This window comes from Bradyrhizobium sp. 521_C7_N1_3, assembly GCF_052075975.1.
GTDB classification, from domain to species: Bacteria; Pseudomonadota; Alphaproteobacteria; order Rhizobiales; family Xanthobacteraceae; genus Bradyrhizobium; species Bradyrhizobium japonicum.
The window spans coordinates 5,471,886-5,486,492 of record NZ_CP197232.1; the positions used below are offsets into that span (position 1 = coordinate 5,471,886).

Consider the following 14,607-nt stretch of genomic DNA (forward strand, 5'->3'; position numbering starts at 1 on the left):
GAAAGAGCATTGGCCGTTCAGCGACAAATACGGGTTTCAGTTTAATTGCGTCCGGTGATGCCTTCCGCCGCCGGCGTTGGTGCGGCCGGCGGAACATTGCCGCGAAATGCGGCCGCACCACAACCTCTGCGACAGCCTGACCTGCTACGACCCCTGCACGGGCAATGGGGAATATCAGGACATGTTGAAAGGTCTCGCCGGCGCGGCGCTCGCCGCTCTGTCTGTCACGGCCGCATCTGCGGCTGATCTCGCGTCGCTGGCGCCTCCAGTGGCTTCGGTTACCTTCAACTGGACCGGCTGCTACATCGGCGGTCATCTCGGCGGCGTCGCGGGCGATGATCGCACGATAAATCCCCTCGGTGCGACGGTCGATTTCAACGCGGCCGGTTTTGTCGGCGGCGGACAGGTGGGCTGCGACCATCAATTCGCATCCAACTGGGTTGCCGGCGTCGAAGGCCGCGCCGCAGGGTCGAGCCTTTCGAGCCATCACGGCAGCAGTGTCAGATTTCCCGCGCTCGGCAACCTCACTGTGCCATCGCAGTTCGGCCTCAAGAACGATTTTCTCGGCTCGGTCACCGGGCGGCTCGGCTACGCCTATGGGCTGGGCTGGCTGATCTACGCGCGGGGTGGCGTCGCCTGGACGCACGAGAAGGTCGATGATGCGTATGTCAGTCCGGCCGCCGGCTTCGCGATCGACCCCAGCGCGTCGGTGATGCGGACCGGCTGGACATTGGGCGCCGGCGTGGAATGGGCGTTTGCGCAAAACTGGTCGGCCAATGTCGAGTACGATTACCACGACTTCGGCACGAAGGGCCCGATCCAGCTGATCAGTCCGGTCGAAGGCATCACCGTGGCCCACCTCAAGGACACGATCCATGCCGCGACGGTCGGCGTGAACTACCATTATTGATGGGATCGTAGATGGGACGTCGCAGCCGTGATCGTGGCTGCGCGTTCAGGTGTCAGAACAGCAGCCAATTGGCGAGGCGCCAGCCGATCCAGGCGAGGGCGCAGATCCAGCCCAGCATTGCGATCCCGGCGACGCCAAGCCCGCACAGCGCGAACAGCGAACTTTCAGTCTCCGGCGTGCCAGAGAGTTTCTCGGTCGTATCGATGTGACTCACTGCATCCCCTTGGCTTGCGGCCTGCTGTTCGTTGGTCTCTGCTCGCTCGTGAAAATTCACCGGCCGCGCTCCTGCTCACGCGGTCGTGAGGCGAGATGACCGTCCGTACATCGCGCGGGCACGGATCGCAGCCACGCGGCTTCCCCGGACGGACGGGAAGAACCTGCAACTCATGGCGCGGTGATTGGTTGCGACCGCAGAGGCGGGAACATGGCAACCAGGCGGGACAGACCTACAACGCGCAGGGCGCGCTCAGCGTCAATGCGCGGAGCACGTCGCGCTTCCGAGCCGGCGCGATTGCGGGGCATGGGGCAGGCGGCCTAGCGCGACCTGAACCGCGCGCACATTGCCTGAAGGCTTGCTTGAAACCTTGCCTGAAGCCTTGCCTGAAGCCTTGGCGCTTGTTCTTCACCCAACGCCACTTCCGCGCGATTTTTCAAGGCATTGCGCCGGCCGGCCCAACGCGGAATTGGCAAAATTGCTTCGAACCTTTGGCTGTCGCCAGAGACATATGACCATTGGGGATTTCAGCGCCCAATGCCTAAACGGACGCCGCCAAGCGATGATATTCCGCTTGAGCGGCGTCGCGCTATTCCGGGGATCAGTTCGTCGCGTACCAGCCGAGCGGAAACGGCAGGAACGGCCACGCCAGATGATTGTCGTTGGCCGCCTTCGGCGGTTCAGCGACGGGTGCCTTGACGAGCGGCGCAGGCGGCATCGAGCGCACCGCCAGGCGCAAACGTCCGCATTGCATATTCATCGTGGGCCCCAGTCAGCAAGTCATTTGGAAAATGGAAAATCAGTTCGCAATTGCCACGCGTCCAAAACGGCGCGCTCATTCTCAAATTGTGCACGTATCATAGAAAGATTGGCGCCGGCTTTCAACGGCTCTTGGCAGGTACCCACGAGGGGTAAGGTTGACCGGTTAGGTTAAGCACGAGTGGTTGTTGCGGCCGCCTTCGTGGCTGATATCAGGTCGGCAAGGCTCGCGATGGGCTGCCTGCAATCCGTGCTCACACAGGTCACAGTTCGTCGCGGCGCTCATATCCTGCGAGTTTTGCGTCATGTCTTTCGATCGCAACGTCCGAACCGTCCACCCGCAGTCGAGCTGGACCGAGATCTGGCACCTCTGGACCGTGATCGTGCCGCGCCGCTCGTTCAACGGGCAGCTCGTCTATGGAAAGGTCTGGCGCCGCCACGACGGCCGCGACTGGATCTACAAGAAGTTCACCGAGTTCGACAGCGAAGCGGCCTGATACCGCATCGCTGCCGTCAGGCGCGGGACCGCTGCCGTCCGGCTCAGGCGGCCTTTGCGGGCGGGGCGGCCGCAGGCTTGGCCGGCGGCTTCAGCGGCTTGTCCTGCTTCTTCGACCAGGAAATGTAGTACGCCACCGTCGTCATGATCGCGATGCCGGCGATGCTGACGAAGATCTGCGCGAACAGCGAGCCCGAGCTCATCGACAGCTCGAAATGGCCGACGAAGGACAGGAACACGCCGACGCAGAACACGGCGAGCGACTGCTGGCCGCAGACGATCAAGGGATCGAACACCTTCCACTCCAGGCCCGGCCATTCCTTCGGCACGAAGCGGATCACCAGGATCACGATCACGACGAAATGGAGGAAGCGGTAGGGCGCGAGGTTGGTCTTGTCGTTGGGGTTGAAGGCCGAGAACAGCCATCCCGGGAACATGCCGCCGAGGGTGGGGAAGCGGCCGGCCATGGTCATGACCAGCGCGAAGGCGAGATAGCCGAGGCAAAGCCACAGCGTGATCGGCGAATTGATCAGCGCCCCGGAGCGTCGCGCCCCGCCCATCGCACACCAGGCGCCGAACACGAACAGCACCTGCCAGCAATAGGGGTTGAAGTACCACTGGCCGGCCGGATAGGCCGTCAGATTCCAGCCGAAGTGGCGCGCGGCGAGCCAAAGCACGATGGAGAGCACCATCGTCAGGTCTGGCTTGCGCAGCATGAACCACAGGATCGGCGGAAACAGGCCCATCAGCACGATGTAGAGCGGCAGCACGTCGAGATTGAGCGGCTTGAAGCGCAGGAACAGGCCCTGGCGCAGCGTCTCGGTAGCGTTGTCGACGAGGCCGGCGACGTTGAACTCGTTGATCATGTCGGAATCGCCGAACCGCAGCGCGAGATAGCTGATCGAGGCGATGTAGATCACGAACAGGATGATGTGGGCGACGTAGAGCTGCCAGACCCGCTTGGTCAGCCTCGTGGCGCCGACGATGAAGCCGCGCTCGAGCATCATTCGCGCATAGACGAAGGAGGCGGTGTAGCCGGAGATGAAGACGAACAGGTCTGCGGCGTCGGAAAAGCCGTAGTTGCGGGTGGTGATCCAGTTCACCACGTTGTCGGGGATATGGTCGAGAAAGATCGCCCAGTTCGCGATGCCGCGAAACAGGTCGAGCCTGAGGTCGCGGCCTTTCTCGGGGAGCGTGGCGTTGATGTTCAGGAAGGCCATGCGACGGGAGCTTTCGGAGGGGGCGGACACGCTGGTGTCGGCGAGGCAGGGCCACCGGGCGGGATCCCGGCGCGGAAGGCGGGTACGCAATTGTCACGGTGCAGCATAATGACTATACCCGTCGGCAAGGCACCCTAGGGGACCGGAATCACCGATCAGTTCCCAATAGGTGTCTCTATACTATGCCCGCGGTTTCCACCAACTGCTACCGTGACGCATCTGAATCGAACGAAAAGACGAAGAGGCCCGGACCACCCATGACCGCACGCATTTTCAAGCCCGCCAAGAACGCGATGCAATCCGGCCGGTCCAAGACCAAGGAATGGCAGCTGGACTACGAGCCCGAGCAGCCGCGCTCGGTCGAGCCGCTGATGGGCTGGACCTCGTCCGGCGACATGAAGCAGCAGATCACGCTGCGCTTCCACAGCAAGGAAGAGGCGGTCGCCTATTGCGAGCGCAAGGGCATCGCCTACCAGGTGATCGAGCCGCAGGATTCGATCCGCCGCCCGGTCGCCTATGCCGACAATTTCTCGTTCCGGCGCGGCGAGCCCTGGACGCATTGAGGGGCGGCTCGCTGCTCCGACGTCATACGACGTGATTTACTCGTCATGCCCGGGCCTTGTCCCGCCTGCGCGGCCGAAGCCGCTTCGGCGAGGCGAAGGCCCGGGCATCCACGTCTTTGGGGCCGGGTGAAAGAGCGCCGATGGCCGCGACAAGCCCCGGCATCACGGCGGGGGCTAACCCGCCCGCAAACATGACGTCGCGTCCGATGACCCCGATCCACGGACCAGCTGTTGCGCCGGGCTCCGGCCCCTTGGCAGCGATTCCGCCGCGTGCTTCGCTGACGTCGTGACGGGATCATGGCGAGGTGGGGGATGGCCGGGCGTGACCAGCTCGACGGCGTCGATCTGAAGATACTCTCCGAATTGCAGCAGGACGGGCGGGTGCGCAACAACGAGCTGGCGCTGCGGGTCGGCGTGTCCGCGCCCAATTGCCTGCGGCGGCTGAAATTGCTGTTCAGCCGCGGCGTGATCCGGGCGGTCCGCGCCGTCATCGACGAGCGGCTGCTCGGCTATGAGGTGGTGTCGTTCGTCTCGATCCAGCTCGGCAGCCAGGCCCAGCCGGTGCTGGAGGCGTTCGAGAGCTCGATCGCCGCGATCCCGCGTATCCAGCAGTGCTGGCGGATTTCGGGCGACACCGACTACCTGCTGAAATGCGTCGCGCCGAGCGTCGAGAGCATGCGCCAGCAGCTGCTGCATTTCGCTGCGATGCCTGATGTGAAGAACGTCCGCAGCTTTCCGGTGCTGGGTGTCGCGAAGGACGTGCCGCTGCCTGTGGAGGATGTCGTGGCAGCGTCGGCGGGATAGGCGGGGCAATCGCATATGACGCGAGAGCTTTGGGACGCCTAAGTTTCCACAGCGTCATGGCCGGGCTTGCGAGCTGCGCGCCCCTCGCGACCCGCCCGACGATTCATAAAAGCCGAATCCAGGGTCGCCATTTACATGAGTAACTCACCTTACTGTGACATGTGATTTACGAAGCCCTGCAATGCGCTGAATCGTGATTGCCGGGGTGGGGCGCCGGCCTACATGCGAGGTGTGAGCCTCAGCCTGCGTCGCACGCTGGGGATGCTTTTGTGGGACCCTGAAGCAGGAAAAGACAACATGACCTCGACCTCGAAGACGTTCGTCGCATCCGCTGCGACGCTGTTCGCCTCTGCGTTTCTCATGATCACCGCTCCGGCCGCGAAGGCGGACGACTACTGCATCACCAACGGCTCCCAGGCTGCACACGGCTGCGGCTATCCGACGATGGAAGCCTGCCGGGCCGCTTCCGGCGGCATCGGCGGCATGTGCTCGCAGGCCCCTGGCGCGAAGACCACCAACGATGCGCTCGCCTTCCAGCCGAAGCAGCCGCACTCGCGCACCAAGGCGCGTCCGGGCAAGAATGCGTCCTCGAACTAAGTCGCGATCGCCAATTCCGGCGTAAATGGTGCGGCCTCTGCGTTCGATCGCGGAGGCCGTGCTTGCTTGCAAGCCTCAGCGATACCGGTCGCGAAATTCACGCGGGCTGGCGCCGGTCCAGGTGCGGAAGGCGCGCGAAAAGCTCTTCTCGTTGCGGAAGCCGGCGATCTCCGCGATCCGCTTGATGGGCGCGCGGCCGCGCATCAGCTCCTGCTTGGCGAGCTCGAACTTTGCCTCTTCCTTGAGATCGCGCAGCGAGGTCGCTTCCTCGCGCAGGCGCCGATGCATGGTGCGGGTGGAGAGCGCCAGCTCGCTTGCGACATCCTCGGCGCCGAGAATGCGTCCGCGTGCATTGCGCAGCACGCGGCGGACCCGCTCGACCAGCAGCCGGTCGCGCCGGTAGGGCAGCACGGTGAGCCGCAGCGCGCCCTTGAGCATGCTGTCGAGATCGGCGGGGCTGCGGGTCAGCGGCAGAGAGAGATAATGCTTGTCGAAGACGATGCGGGCGCCGTCCGCATCAAAGCTCAAATGCCTGCAGAAGATCGTCGGATAGACCGAGACGTGGCCCGGCTCGGAATAGGGAAACTCGGCCGCACGCAGCGCGATCGCGGAATCGACGGCCCAGCAGGAGAAGCCGAGGACATAGCGGAGCAGGGTGACGAGGCAGAATTCACGCAACGGGCCAAGGTCGCGCTGCTCGCGAATGGAGATGGTCGCGGTCTCATCACCAAGCGAGAGCTCGAACAGCACGTCCTCGGTCAGCAGGCGATGATGCCGGCACCAGCGCTTTAGCGCGACTTCGAGATTGGGGGCCGTGATCGAGGCGCGGCACAGCATGCCATAGGTTCCCCAAGGCAGCCGGCGCGAGAACCAGCCGAGCGCCTCGTCGTCGAGCTCGCGCATGGCGTGGCCGGCCAGCGCCTCGAACTGGGCCGCCGTCACCCGGCCGTCCCGGGATCGAACGAGGTCCTCGGTGACCTGCCCCTTGCCCAATGCTTCCGCTGGATCCCGTCCGTAAACGACATAAGCGGCAACCACGCCGCGGACGAAGGCGGCGGGGGTCATGGCGCGGCGGGGCGTCGCGGTCGCGGCTTGAAAGGGCATGAAAAATCCTCGCCAAACTTGGCGGAAAATGCAACCTTTTCGACCGCTGGGGCGCCCGGGCGGGGGTAGGTTCGGACCCGACAAGAATACGGAGGAATCGCCTTGAACATCCCGAGCATCGATTTCGATCTGGGCGAAGACATCGGCATGCTGCGCGACACGCTGCGCGCCTTCGTGGAGGCGGAGATCGCGCCGCGCGCAGCCGAGATCGAGAAGGCCAATCTGTTCCCGGCCGACCTCTGGAAGCGCTTTGGCGACCTCGGCCTGCTCGGCATGACCGCGCCGGAGCAATATGGCGGCTCCAGCATGGGTTATCTTGCCCATATCGTCGCCATGGAGGAGATTTCGCGGGGCTCCGCCGCCGTGGGGCTGTCCTACGGCGCGCATTCCAACCTCTGCGTCAACCAGATCCGCCGCAACGGCAACGACGCGCAGCGCGCGCGCTATCTGCCAAAGCTGATCTCCGGCGAATATGTCGGCGCGCTCGCTATGTCCGAGCCCGGCGCGGGCTCCGACGTCGTTTCGATGAAGCTGCGCGCCGACAAGCGCGGCGACCGTTACGTGCTCAACGGCTCGAAGATGTGGATCACCAATGGTGGCGACGCCGACGTGCTGGTCGTCTATGCCAAGACCGATCCGGAGGCGGGCCCGCGCGGCATGACCGCCTTCCTGGTCGAAAAGGGCTTCAAGGGGTTCACCCACGGCCAGCATCTCGACAAGCTCGGCATGCGCGGCTCCAACACCTATCCCTTGTTCTTCGACGAGTGCGAGGTGCCCGAGGAGAACGTGCTCGGGAAGGTCGGCGAGGGCGTCAAGGTGCTGATGTCCGGCCTCGATTACGAGCGCACGGTGCTGTCGGGCGGCCCGCTCGGCATCATGGCGGCCTGCATGGACGCCGTCGTTCCCTACATGCACGAGCGCAAGCAGTTCGGCCAGCCGATCGGCGACTTCCAGCTGATGCAGGGTAAGCTCGCCGACATGTATGCGACCTGGCAGTCGGCGCGCGCCTATGTCTATGCGGTCGGGCGCGCCTGCGACCGCGCCGACCACGCCCGCACGCTGCGTAAGGACGCGGCGGCCGCGATCCTCTATTCCGCAGAGAAGGCGACGTGGATGGCGGGCGAGGCGATCCAGGCACTGGGCGGCGTCGGCTATACCTCCGAATTCCCGGTCGGACGTCTCTGGCGCGACGCAAAACTCTACGAGATCGGCGCCGGCACCTCGGAGGTGCGTCGCATGCTGATCGGCCGCGAGCTGATGTCCGAGACGGCCTGAAACCTTCACCTCATTGGAATCAACATGCCGCTCCATTCCAGCATCGATACGTCTTCATCAGACTTTGCGCGCAATTCCGAGGCCATGCGCGGGCTTGTCGCGGACTTGCGCGAAAAGCTGAGCCAGGTCGCCGGCGGCGGCGGCGAGGTCTCGCGCAACCGCCACACCTCGCGCGGCAAGATGCTGGCGCGCGAGCGCGTCGACCTGCTGGTCGATCCCGGCACCTCGTTCATGGAACTGTCGCCGCTGGCGGCGTACGGCCTCTATGGTGGTGACGTGCATTCGGCGAGCGTCATCACAGGCGTCGGGCGCATCGCGGGCCGCGAATGCGTGATCGTCGCCAACGACGCCACCATCAAGGGCGGCACCTATTATCCGATGACGGTGAAGAAGCATCTGCGCGCGCAGGACGTGGCGCGGCAGAACAACCTTCCCTGCGTCTACATGGTCGATTCCGGCGGCGCCTTCCTGCCGCTCCAGGACGAGATCTTTCCGGACGAGCGCCATTTCGGCCGCATCTTCTACAACCAGGCCCAGATGTCGTCGCAGGGCATCCCGCAGATCGCGATCGTGATGGGCTCCTGCACCGCCGGCGGCGCCTATGTCCCCGCGATGTCGGACGAGAGCATCATCGTGCGCAACCAGGGCACCATCTTCCTCGGCGGCCCGCCGCTGGTGAAGGCCGCGACCGGCGAGGTGGTGAGTGCCGAGGAGCTCGGCGGCGCCGACGTGCATTCGCGGCAATCGGGCGTGACCGACCACTACGCCCAGAACGACGCCCATGCGATCGGCATCGCCCGGCGCATCGTCGGCACGCTGAAGCCGTCGGTACGGCCGAACCTCAACATGCACAAGCCGCGCGATCCGTTGTTTGCCGCGGAAGAGATTTACGGCGTGGTGCCGGTCGACGGCAGAAAGCCGTTCGACGTCCGCGACATCATCGCCCGCATCGTCGACGGCTCGGAGTTCGACGAGTTCAAAAAACTCTACGGCACGACGCTGGTCTGCGGCTTCGCCCACGTCTGGGGCTATCCGGTCGGCATCATCGCCAACAACGGCATCCTGTTCAGCGAGAGCTCGTTGAAGGGGGCGCATTTCATCGAGCTGTGCTGCCAGCGCGGCATTCCCTTGGTGTTCCTGCAGAACATCACGGGCTTCATGGTCGGCAAGAAGTACGAGGCCGGCGGCATCGCCCGCGACGGCGCCAAGCTCGTCACGGCGGTGGCGACCGCCTCGGTGCCGAAATTTACCGTCGTGATCGGCGGCTCCTACGGCGCCGGCAATTACGGCATGTGCGGCCGCGCCTACTCGCCGCGCTTCCTGTGGATGTGGCCGAACGCGCGCATCTCGGTGATGGGCGGCGAGCAGGCCTCGATGGTGCTGAGCCAGGTCCGGCGCGACAATATCGAGGCCAAGGGCGATAGCTGGTCCAAGGAAGAGGAAGACAAGTTCCGCGAGCCTATCCGCGCGCAATATGAAAGCCAGGGGCACCCGTATTACGCGACCGCGCGCCTGTGGGACGACGGCGTGATCGACCCCGCCGACACGCGCCTCGTGCTCGGCCTCGGCCTTTCCGCGGCGTCGAATGCGCCGATTGAGCCTACGAAATTCGGCCTGTTCAGGATGTGATGCGATGGACCGCTCAATGCTCTACCGCCGTTTCCGCACGCTCCTGATCGCCAACCGCGGCGAGATCGCCTGCCGCGTCATCCGCACCGCGCGAGCCATGGGCCTGCGCACGGTCGCGGTCTATTCCGAGGCCGACCGCGACGCCATGCATGTCGCGCTCGCGGATGAGGCCGTGCTGCTCGGTCCGGCGCGGGCCCGCGACAGCTACCTCAGTGTCGAGCGGCTGATCGAGGCCGCGCGAAAGACCGGCGCGGAGGCCGTGCATCCCGGCTACGGCTTCCTGTCCGAAAATGCCGAGTTCGCGCGGGCGTGCCTGGAGGCGGACCTGGTGTTCGTCGGCCCGACCGCCGCGATGATGACGGCGATGGGCTCGAAGTCCGGCTCCAAGGCGCTGATGGAGAAGGCCGGCGTGCCGCTGGTGCCCGGCTATCACGGCGAGGCCCAGGACGACGCGACGCTTTCGAAGGCGGCGGACAAGATCGGCTTCCCCATCCTGGTGAAGGCGTCCGCCGGCGGCGGCGGCCGCGGCATGCGCATCGTGCGCTCGGCGGACGAGCTTGGACCGGCGATCGTTAGCGCCAAGCGCGAGGCCAAGGCCGCGTTCGGCGACGACCGCATGCTGATCGAAAAATATGTCGACAATCCCCGCCACATCGAGGTGCAGATCATTGGCGACAGCCACGGCAATCTGCTGTCGCTGTTCGAGCGCGAATGCACGCTGCAGCGCCGGCACCAGAAGGTGATCGAGGAGGCGCCGTCTCCGACGCTCAATCCTGCCCAGCGCGAGACCGTTTGCGCCGCCGCGCGAAAGGCGGCCGGCGCGGTGAACTATGTCGGTGCCGGCACGATCGAGTTCGTCTCCGACGGCAAGGACGTGTTCTTCATCGAGATGAACACGCGTCTCCAGGTCGAGCATCCCGTGACCGAGCTGATCACCGGGATCGACCTCGTCGAGTGGCAGCTGCGCGTCGCCTTCGGCGAGGCGCTGCCGCTGAAGCAGGACGAGATCAAGCTCAATGGCCATGCGGTCGAGGCACGCGTCTACGCGGAAAATCCGACCAAGAACTTCATGCCGTCGGTCGGGAGGATCTCGACCTGGCGGCTGCCGGCGGAAACCGGCGGCTTGCGCATCGACGCCGGCTATCGCGAAGGCGATATTGTCTCGCCCTATTACGATGCGATGCTCGCAAAAATGATCGCGTGGGCGCCGACGCGGGACGTCGCGATCGAACGGCTGAATCGCGGGCTGCAAGACTCCGACGTCCGCGGCATCGTGACCAACATCCCGTTCCTGTCGGCGCTGATGACGCATCCGAAGGTGCGGACCAATGCGATCGATACCGGCTTCATCGAGCGCGAGCTGGCGGGCCTGACGCAGGCCGCGCCGGCACCCGGCGAGCTCGAGCTGTGCGCGGCAGTCGCGGCGATCGTCAACGACGAGCGGCAGGCCGCGCAGAACGAGGCAAGTTCGCCCTGGCGGACCTTTGGCTGGATGCCGGTCGGCCGCCGCCAGCGCAACTTTGCCTTCCGCGTCGGCCATGGACCTGAGCAGAAGATCACGCTGAACTACGGCAGCGGTCCGTCGACGCTGGTGACCGGCGAGCGCGAACTAGCGTTTGTCGTCGTGCCGAAGGATGGCGGCTTCGATCTGACGGTTGATGGCGTCAAGTCCTCGGTCGCAGCGGTGATCGACGGCCATGAGCTGTATTTGCGCACACGCAATGGCCGCTTCGACCTGCATTGGGTCGATCCATTCGGCGGCGAGACCGAGGAGCAGACCGGCGCGGACAAGATCGCGGCGCCTTTGCCGGGCACGGTGGTCGCCGTGCTGGCCGAGGAGGGCGCCAAGCTCGACAAGGGCGCGCCGATCCTCACCCTGGAAGTGATGAAGATGGAGCAGACGCTGCGTGCGCCCTATGCCGGCGTGCTGACATCGATCAAATGCAAGGTCGGCGACATCGTCCAGGAGGGCGTCGAGCTCGCCGTGGTCGAGCCATCGGGAGAGTGAGATGAGCGATCCGGTCCGCATCATCGAAATGGGGCCGCGCGACGGCCTCCAGAACGAGAAGACGCCCGTCAGCGTCGAGGCCCGCATCGCCTTCATCGAGGCGCTCGTAGCCGCCGGCCTCACCACGGTCGAGGTCGGCGCCTTTGTCTCGCCCAGGGCGATCCCGCAAATGGCGAGCTCGGACGCCGTGCTGCGTGGCGTCAGCCACGTCAAGGGTGCCGAATTCCACGTGCTGGTGCCGAACGAGAAGGGCTATGACGCCGCGCGCGGTGCCGGCGCGCAAGTCGTCTCGGTGTTCGCGGCGGCGTCGGAAGGGTTTTCTCGCGCCAACATCAACTGCACGGTCGCGGAGTCCATCGAGCGGTTCAAGCCGGTGCTGGCGCGCGCCAAGGCCGATGGCGTCAGGGTCCGCGGCTATATCTCCTGCGTGCTGGGCTGCCCGTTCGACGGCGAGATCAAGCCGAAGGCGGTCGCCGATCTCGCCAACACGCTGTGGGAGCTCGGCTGTTACGAGATCTCGCTTGGCGACACCATCGGCGTCGGCACGCCTGATAAGGCCAAGGAGATGCTGCGCGCGGTCAGCGCCAATATCCCGCCCGCAAAACTCGCGATGCATTTCCACGACACCTACGGCCAGGCGCTCGCCAATCTCTATGCCGGACTGGAGGAGGGCGTCCGCGTCATCGATGCTGCCGCCGGCGGCCTCGGCGGTTGCCCCTACGCGCCGGGCGCGACCGGCAACGTCGCGACCGAGGACGTCGTCTACATGCTCGAAGGCATGGGCGTCAGGACCGGCGTGGACATGGACAAGCTGCTCGCGGCCACGAACGAGATGAGCGGCGTGCTTGGCAAGCCGCCCGTCAGTCGCGTGGCATCGGCGCTGAACGCGAAGAAGAAGCGCGCGGCGACGTAGGCCCGCTTGCGGCGCATTCAGGTGCCGTAGGGTGGGCAAAGGCGCGAAGCGCCGTGCCCACCATCTTTCGCAATCGTTGGCAGAAGGTGGGCACGCTTTCGCTTTGCCCACCCTACGAGACCTGCCTTCAGGCCGCCTTCAGCCCGACATCCGGCAGGCGCGGCCGGTTCTTGAGTGCCTTGACCATCATGGCCTCGACCTCGGCCTTCTCCTGCGGCAGCAGCGCGAGGCGGGGCGGGCGGGTCAGCGCGGTGCCGCGGCCCATGATGTGCTCGCACAGCTTGATGCACTGGACGAGGTCCGGCCGCGCGTCGAGGTGCAGCAGCGGCATGAACCATTCGTAGATCGGCATGGCTTCCGCAAAGCGGCCGGCCTTGGCAAGACGAAACAGCGTCTCGCCCTCGCGCGGGAAGGCGTTCGACATGCCGGAGACCCAGCCTACAGCGCCCATGGCGATGCTCTCGACGATGACGTCGTCCAGCCCTGCGAACAGCACAAAGCGGTCGCCGACCATGTTCCTGGTGTCGATGAAGCGCCGCGTGTCGCCCGAGGAATCCTTGAAGCACACCACGGTCTCGACGTCGGCGAGCGAGGCCAGGATGTCGGGGGTGACGTCGTTCTTGTAGATCGGCGGATTGTTGTAGAGCATCACCGGCAGATCGGTCGCGGAGGCGACGGCGCGGAAATGCGCGGCGGTCTCGTGCGGTTTGGACGAATAGACCAGGGCCGGCATCACCATCACGCCGTCGATGCCGACGCGCGCGGCTTCCTTGGCGGTTTCGACCGCGAAGGCCGTGGTAAACTCGGCGATGCCGCACAGTACCGGCACGCGGCCTTTCGCGACGGATTTCGCCGTCTCCATGATCGCGACCTTCTCCTTGCGCTCCAGCGAGGTGTTCTCGCCGACCGAGCCGCAGACGATCAGGCCGGAGACGCCGTCGCGGATCAGACCGTCCATCACTTTGGCGGTCGCGTCGATGTCGAGCGAGAGATCGTCATGGAATTGCGTGGTGACGGCCGGGAAGACGCCTTCCCAGGAAACGCGGCGGCTCATGAATTGACTCCAAGTGAGTTTGCCGGCGGGGGGCTGGGGCCGCCGGCTGTTGTGAAGAGGATGGCGAATGGGATCAGAGCGTCGCGCCGACCTTGCGCAGCTCGGCCAGAACGGGTGCCTTGGGCAGCCAGATCTTGTCGAACTCGGCGATGACGGCCTCGGTGTCGCCGGCCGGGACCTGGCGGATCGGGATCGGCGCGTTCTTGAAATTCTCGATCAGCGCGGGCTCGTTGCCGGCGAGTTCGTCGATCTGCGCGTCCAGCGTCGACTTCACCGTCTTGGCGATCAGCTCGCGGTCGGCTGCGGGGAGCGTCTGCCAGACCCGGCCGGAAACGACCGCCGCCATCGGCATGAAGACGGCGTTCATCTGCAGGATCACCTTCGAGACCTTGTCGAAGCGCTGATTCCAGGAGAATTCGAGATCGGCCTCGAGGCCATCGACCTGGCCGTTGGCCATCGCGTCGAACACCTGCGGCGTCGGGATCGGCGTCGGCGCGGCACCGAGCGAGGAATAGAAGTCGCGATAGACCGGCGTCGGGTTGATGCGCAGCTTCATGCCCTTGATGTCGGCGAGCGAGTTCAGGTCCTTCGAGGAGAACACCGCGCGCATGCCGGTGATGCCCCAGCCGAGGCCGATGGTGCCGGTCTCCTGCGGCAGCACATCGAACAGCTTCACCGCCGCCGGATGCCGCACGAATTTCGCGACCGCAGGCGTCGAGCGGACGATGTAGGGCGCGTTGATCGCGGCGATGTGCGGCACGCGCGAGCCGAGCTCGGCGGCCTGGATGAAGCCCATGTCGTGCGCGCCGGACTGCAATTGCTGCATCATCGCGGGCTCGTTGCCGAGCTGGCCGGAATGGAACACGGTCAGGGTGAGCCGGCCGTTGGTGGCGGCCTTGAGATCGTCGCCGAACTTGAGCGCCGCCTTGTTCCAGGAATGGCCGTTCGGCGTGATCAGGCCGAGGCGGAATTCCTTGGCCTGGGCAAGCGCCAGCGAGGGCGCGAACACCGAGGCGGCGGCGCTGGCGGCGAGAAAGCGGCGGCGTGAAAGCGGCATGGTC

Annotated in this window: 15 protein-coding genes; 9 read left to right on the plus strand and 6 right to left on the minus strand. The window is 65.3% G+C overall.

Features of this window, described 5'->3' with window-relative positions:
• Positions 1-181 precede the first annotated feature (181 nt).
• A complete protein-coding gene (locus tag AB7008_RS25465) occupies positions 182-910 on the plus strand; it encodes an outer membrane protein (protein WP_441259714.1) in 729 nt (242 codons plus the stop codon).
• Positions 911-962: 52 nt separating this feature from the next.
• Here AB7008_RS25465 and AB7008_RS25470 read toward each other — a convergent pair whose 3' ends face one another.
• Both AB7008_RS25470 and AB7008_RS25475 read right to left on the minus strand, forming a co-directional pair.
• On the minus strand, positions 963-1,124 hold the full coding sequence (locus tag AB7008_RS25470) for a hypothetical protein (protein WP_014495453.1): 162 nt from the start codon (positions 1,122-1,124) through the stop codon (positions 963-965).
• 601 nt (positions 1,125-1,725) lie between these two features.
• Complete coding sequence (locus AB7008_RS25475; protein ID WP_196236629.1) at positions 1,726-1,884, minus strand: hypothetical protein; 159 nt, start codon at positions 1,882-1,884, stop codon at positions 1,726-1,728.
• 304 nt (positions 1,885-2,188) lie between these two features.
• Between AB7008_RS25475 and AB7008_RS25480 the strand changes: the two genes are divergently transcribed.
• Positions 2,189-2,380 (plus strand): hypothetical protein, encoded by a 192-nt coding sequence (locus AB7008_RS25480; protein ID WP_441259715.1) that lies wholly within the window; start codon positions 2,189-2,191, stop codon positions 2,378-2,380.
• Between the two features lie 43 nt (positions 2,381-2,423).
• Here the strand turns inward: AB7008_RS25480 and AB7008_RS25485 are convergent, their stop codons facing one another.
• Positions 2,424-3,599: an OpgC domain-containing protein gene (locus tag AB7008_RS25485; RefSeq protein ID WP_028161326.1), complete on the minus strand. Its 1,176-nt coding sequence runs from the start codon at positions 3,597-3,599 to the stop codon at positions 2,424-2,426.
• 257 nt (positions 3,600-3,856) lie between these two features.
• Between AB7008_RS25485 and AB7008_RS25490 the strand changes: the two genes are divergently transcribed.
• The 3 genes from AB7008_RS25490 (at position 3,857) to AB7008_RS25500 (ending at position 5,563) form a co-directional block, all read left to right on the plus strand.
• Positions 3,857-4,162, plus strand: a complete 306-nt coding sequence (locus AB7008_RS25490; RefSeq protein ID WP_014495449.1) for an ETC complex I subunit — start codon at positions 3,857-3,859, stop codon at positions 4,160-4,162.
• Positions 4,163-4,474: 312 nt separating this feature from the next.
• On the plus strand, positions 4,475-4,966 hold the full coding sequence (locus AB7008_RS25495; protein WP_304489722.1) for an Lrp/AsnC family transcriptional regulator: 492 nt from the start codon (positions 4,475-4,477) through the stop codon (positions 4,964-4,966).
• Between the two features lie 297 nt (positions 4,967-5,263).
• Positions 5,264-5,563, plus strand: coding sequence for a DUF3551 domain-containing protein (locus tag AB7008_RS25500; protein WP_028161328.1), 300 nt, complete (start codon positions 5,264-5,266; stop codon positions 5,561-5,563).
• A gap of 75 nt (positions 5,564-5,638) precedes the next feature.
• Here the strand turns inward: AB7008_RS25500 and AB7008_RS25505 are convergent, their stop codons facing one another.
• Positions 5,639-6,667 (minus strand): AraC family transcriptional regulator, encoded by a 1,029-nt coding sequence (locus AB7008_RS25505; RefSeq protein WP_304489723.1) that lies wholly within the window; start codon positions 6,665-6,667, stop codon positions 5,639-5,641.
• A 147-nt stretch (positions 6,668-6,814) separates the two neighbouring features.
• On the opposite strand from AB7008_RS25505, the gene AB7008_RS25510 reads away from it, so the two are divergent.
• The 4 genes from AB7008_RS25510 to AB7008_RS25525 are packed head-to-tail and all read left to right on the plus strand — an operon-like array spanning position 6,815 to position 12,492.
• The gene (locus tag AB7008_RS25510) at positions 6,815-7,942 is read left to right on the plus strand and encodes an isovaleryl-CoA dehydrogenase (RefSeq protein ID WP_085971460.1); all 1,128 of its coding nucleotides are present in this window, start codon (positions 6,815-6,817) and stop codon (positions 7,940-7,942) included.
• Between the two features lie 24 nt (positions 7,943-7,966).
• Positions 7,967-9,571, plus strand: a complete 1,605-nt coding sequence (locus AB7008_RS25515; protein WP_014495444.1) for a carboxyl transferase domain-containing protein — start codon at positions 7,967-7,969, stop codon at positions 9,569-9,571.
• A 4-nt stretch (positions 9,572-9,575) separates the two neighbouring features.
• Positions 9,576-11,579 (plus strand): acetyl/propionyl/methylcrotonyl-CoA carboxylase subunit alpha, encoded by a 2,004-nt coding sequence (locus AB7008_RS25520; RefSeq protein WP_441259716.1) that lies wholly within the window; start codon positions 9,576-9,578, stop codon positions 11,577-11,579.
• Position 11,580: 1 nt separating this feature from the next.
• The gene (locus AB7008_RS25525; RefSeq protein WP_304489725.1) at positions 11,581-12,492 is read left to right on the plus strand and encodes a hydroxymethylglutaryl-CoA lyase; all 912 of its coding nucleotides are present in this window, start codon (positions 11,581-11,583) and stop codon (positions 12,490-12,492) included.
• A gap of 127 nt (positions 12,493-12,619) precedes the next feature.
• On the opposite strand, the gene AB7008_RS25530 is transcribed toward AB7008_RS25525, so the two are convergent.
• Both AB7008_RS25530 and AB7008_RS25535 read right to left on the minus strand, forming a co-directional pair.
• Entirely contained in the window at positions 12,620-13,546 is a 927-nt protein-coding gene (locus AB7008_RS25530) for a dihydrodipicolinate synthase family protein (protein WP_041958197.1), read from the minus strand.
• Positions 13,547-13,619: 73 nt separating this feature from the next.
• Entirely contained in the window at positions 13,620-14,603 is a 984-nt protein-coding gene (locus AB7008_RS25535; RefSeq protein WP_441259717.1) for a TRAP transporter substrate-binding protein, read from the minus strand.
• Positions 14,604-14,607 lie beyond the last annotated feature (4 nt).

Excerpts from the sequence above, each read along its gene's own strand:
- AB7008_RS25515 (WP_014495444.1), top strand. The coding sequence starts at position 7,967 with ATGCCGCTCCATTCCAGCATCGATACGTCTTCATCAGACTTTGCGCGC.
- AB7008_RS25485 (WP_028161326.1), bottom strand. The coding sequence starts at position 3,599 with ATGGCCTTCCTGAACATCAACGCCACGCTCCCCGAGAAAGGCCGCGAC.
- AB7008_RS25505 (WP_304489723.1), bottom strand. The coding sequence starts at position 6,667 with ATGCCCTTTCAAGCCGCGACCGCGACGCCCCGCCGCGCCATGACCCCC.
- AB7008_RS25535 (WP_441259717.1), bottom strand. The coding sequence starts at position 14,603 with ATGCCGCTTTCACGCCGCCGCTTTCTCGCCGCCAGCGCCGCCGCCTCG.
- AB7008_RS25490 (WP_014495449.1), top strand. The coding sequence starts at position 3,857 with ATGACCGCACGCATTTTCAAGCCCGCCAAGAACGCGATGCAATCCGGC.
- AB7008_RS25475 (WP_196236629.1), bottom strand. The coding sequence starts at position 1,884 with ATGAATATGCAATGCGGACGTTTGCGCCTGGCGGTGCGCTCGATGCCG.
- AB7008_RS25495 (WP_304489722.1), top strand. The coding sequence starts at position 4,475 with ATGGCCGGGCGTGACCAGCTCGACGGCGTCGATCTGAAGATACTCTCC.
- AB7008_RS25520 (WP_441259716.1), top strand. The coding sequence starts at position 9,576 with ATGGACCGCTCAATGCTCTACCGCCGTTTCCGCACGCTCCTGATCGCC.
- AB7008_RS25510 (WP_085971460.1), top strand. The coding sequence starts at position 6,815 with ATGCTGCGCGACACGCTGCGCGCCTTCGTGGAGGCGGAGATCGCGCCG.
- AB7008_RS25465 (WP_441259714.1), top strand. The coding sequence starts at position 182 with ATGTTGAAAGGTCTCGCCGGCGCGGCGCTCGCCGCTCTGTCTGTCACG.
- AB7008_RS25480 (WP_441259715.1), top strand. The coding sequence starts at position 2,189 with ATGTCTTTCGATCGCAACGTCCGAACCGTCCACCCGCAGTCGAGCTGG.
- AB7008_RS25530 (WP_041958197.1), bottom strand. The coding sequence starts at position 13,546 with ATGAGCCGCCGCGTTTCCTGGGAAGGCGTCTTCCCGGCCGTCACCACG.
- AB7008_RS25500 (WP_028161328.1), top strand. The coding sequence starts at position 5,264 with ATGACCTCGACCTCGAAGACGTTCGTCGCATCCGCTGCGACGCTGTTC.
- AB7008_RS25525 (WP_304489725.1), top strand. The coding sequence starts at position 11,581 with ATGAGCGATCCGGTCCGCATCATCGAAATGGGGCCGCGCGACGGCCTC.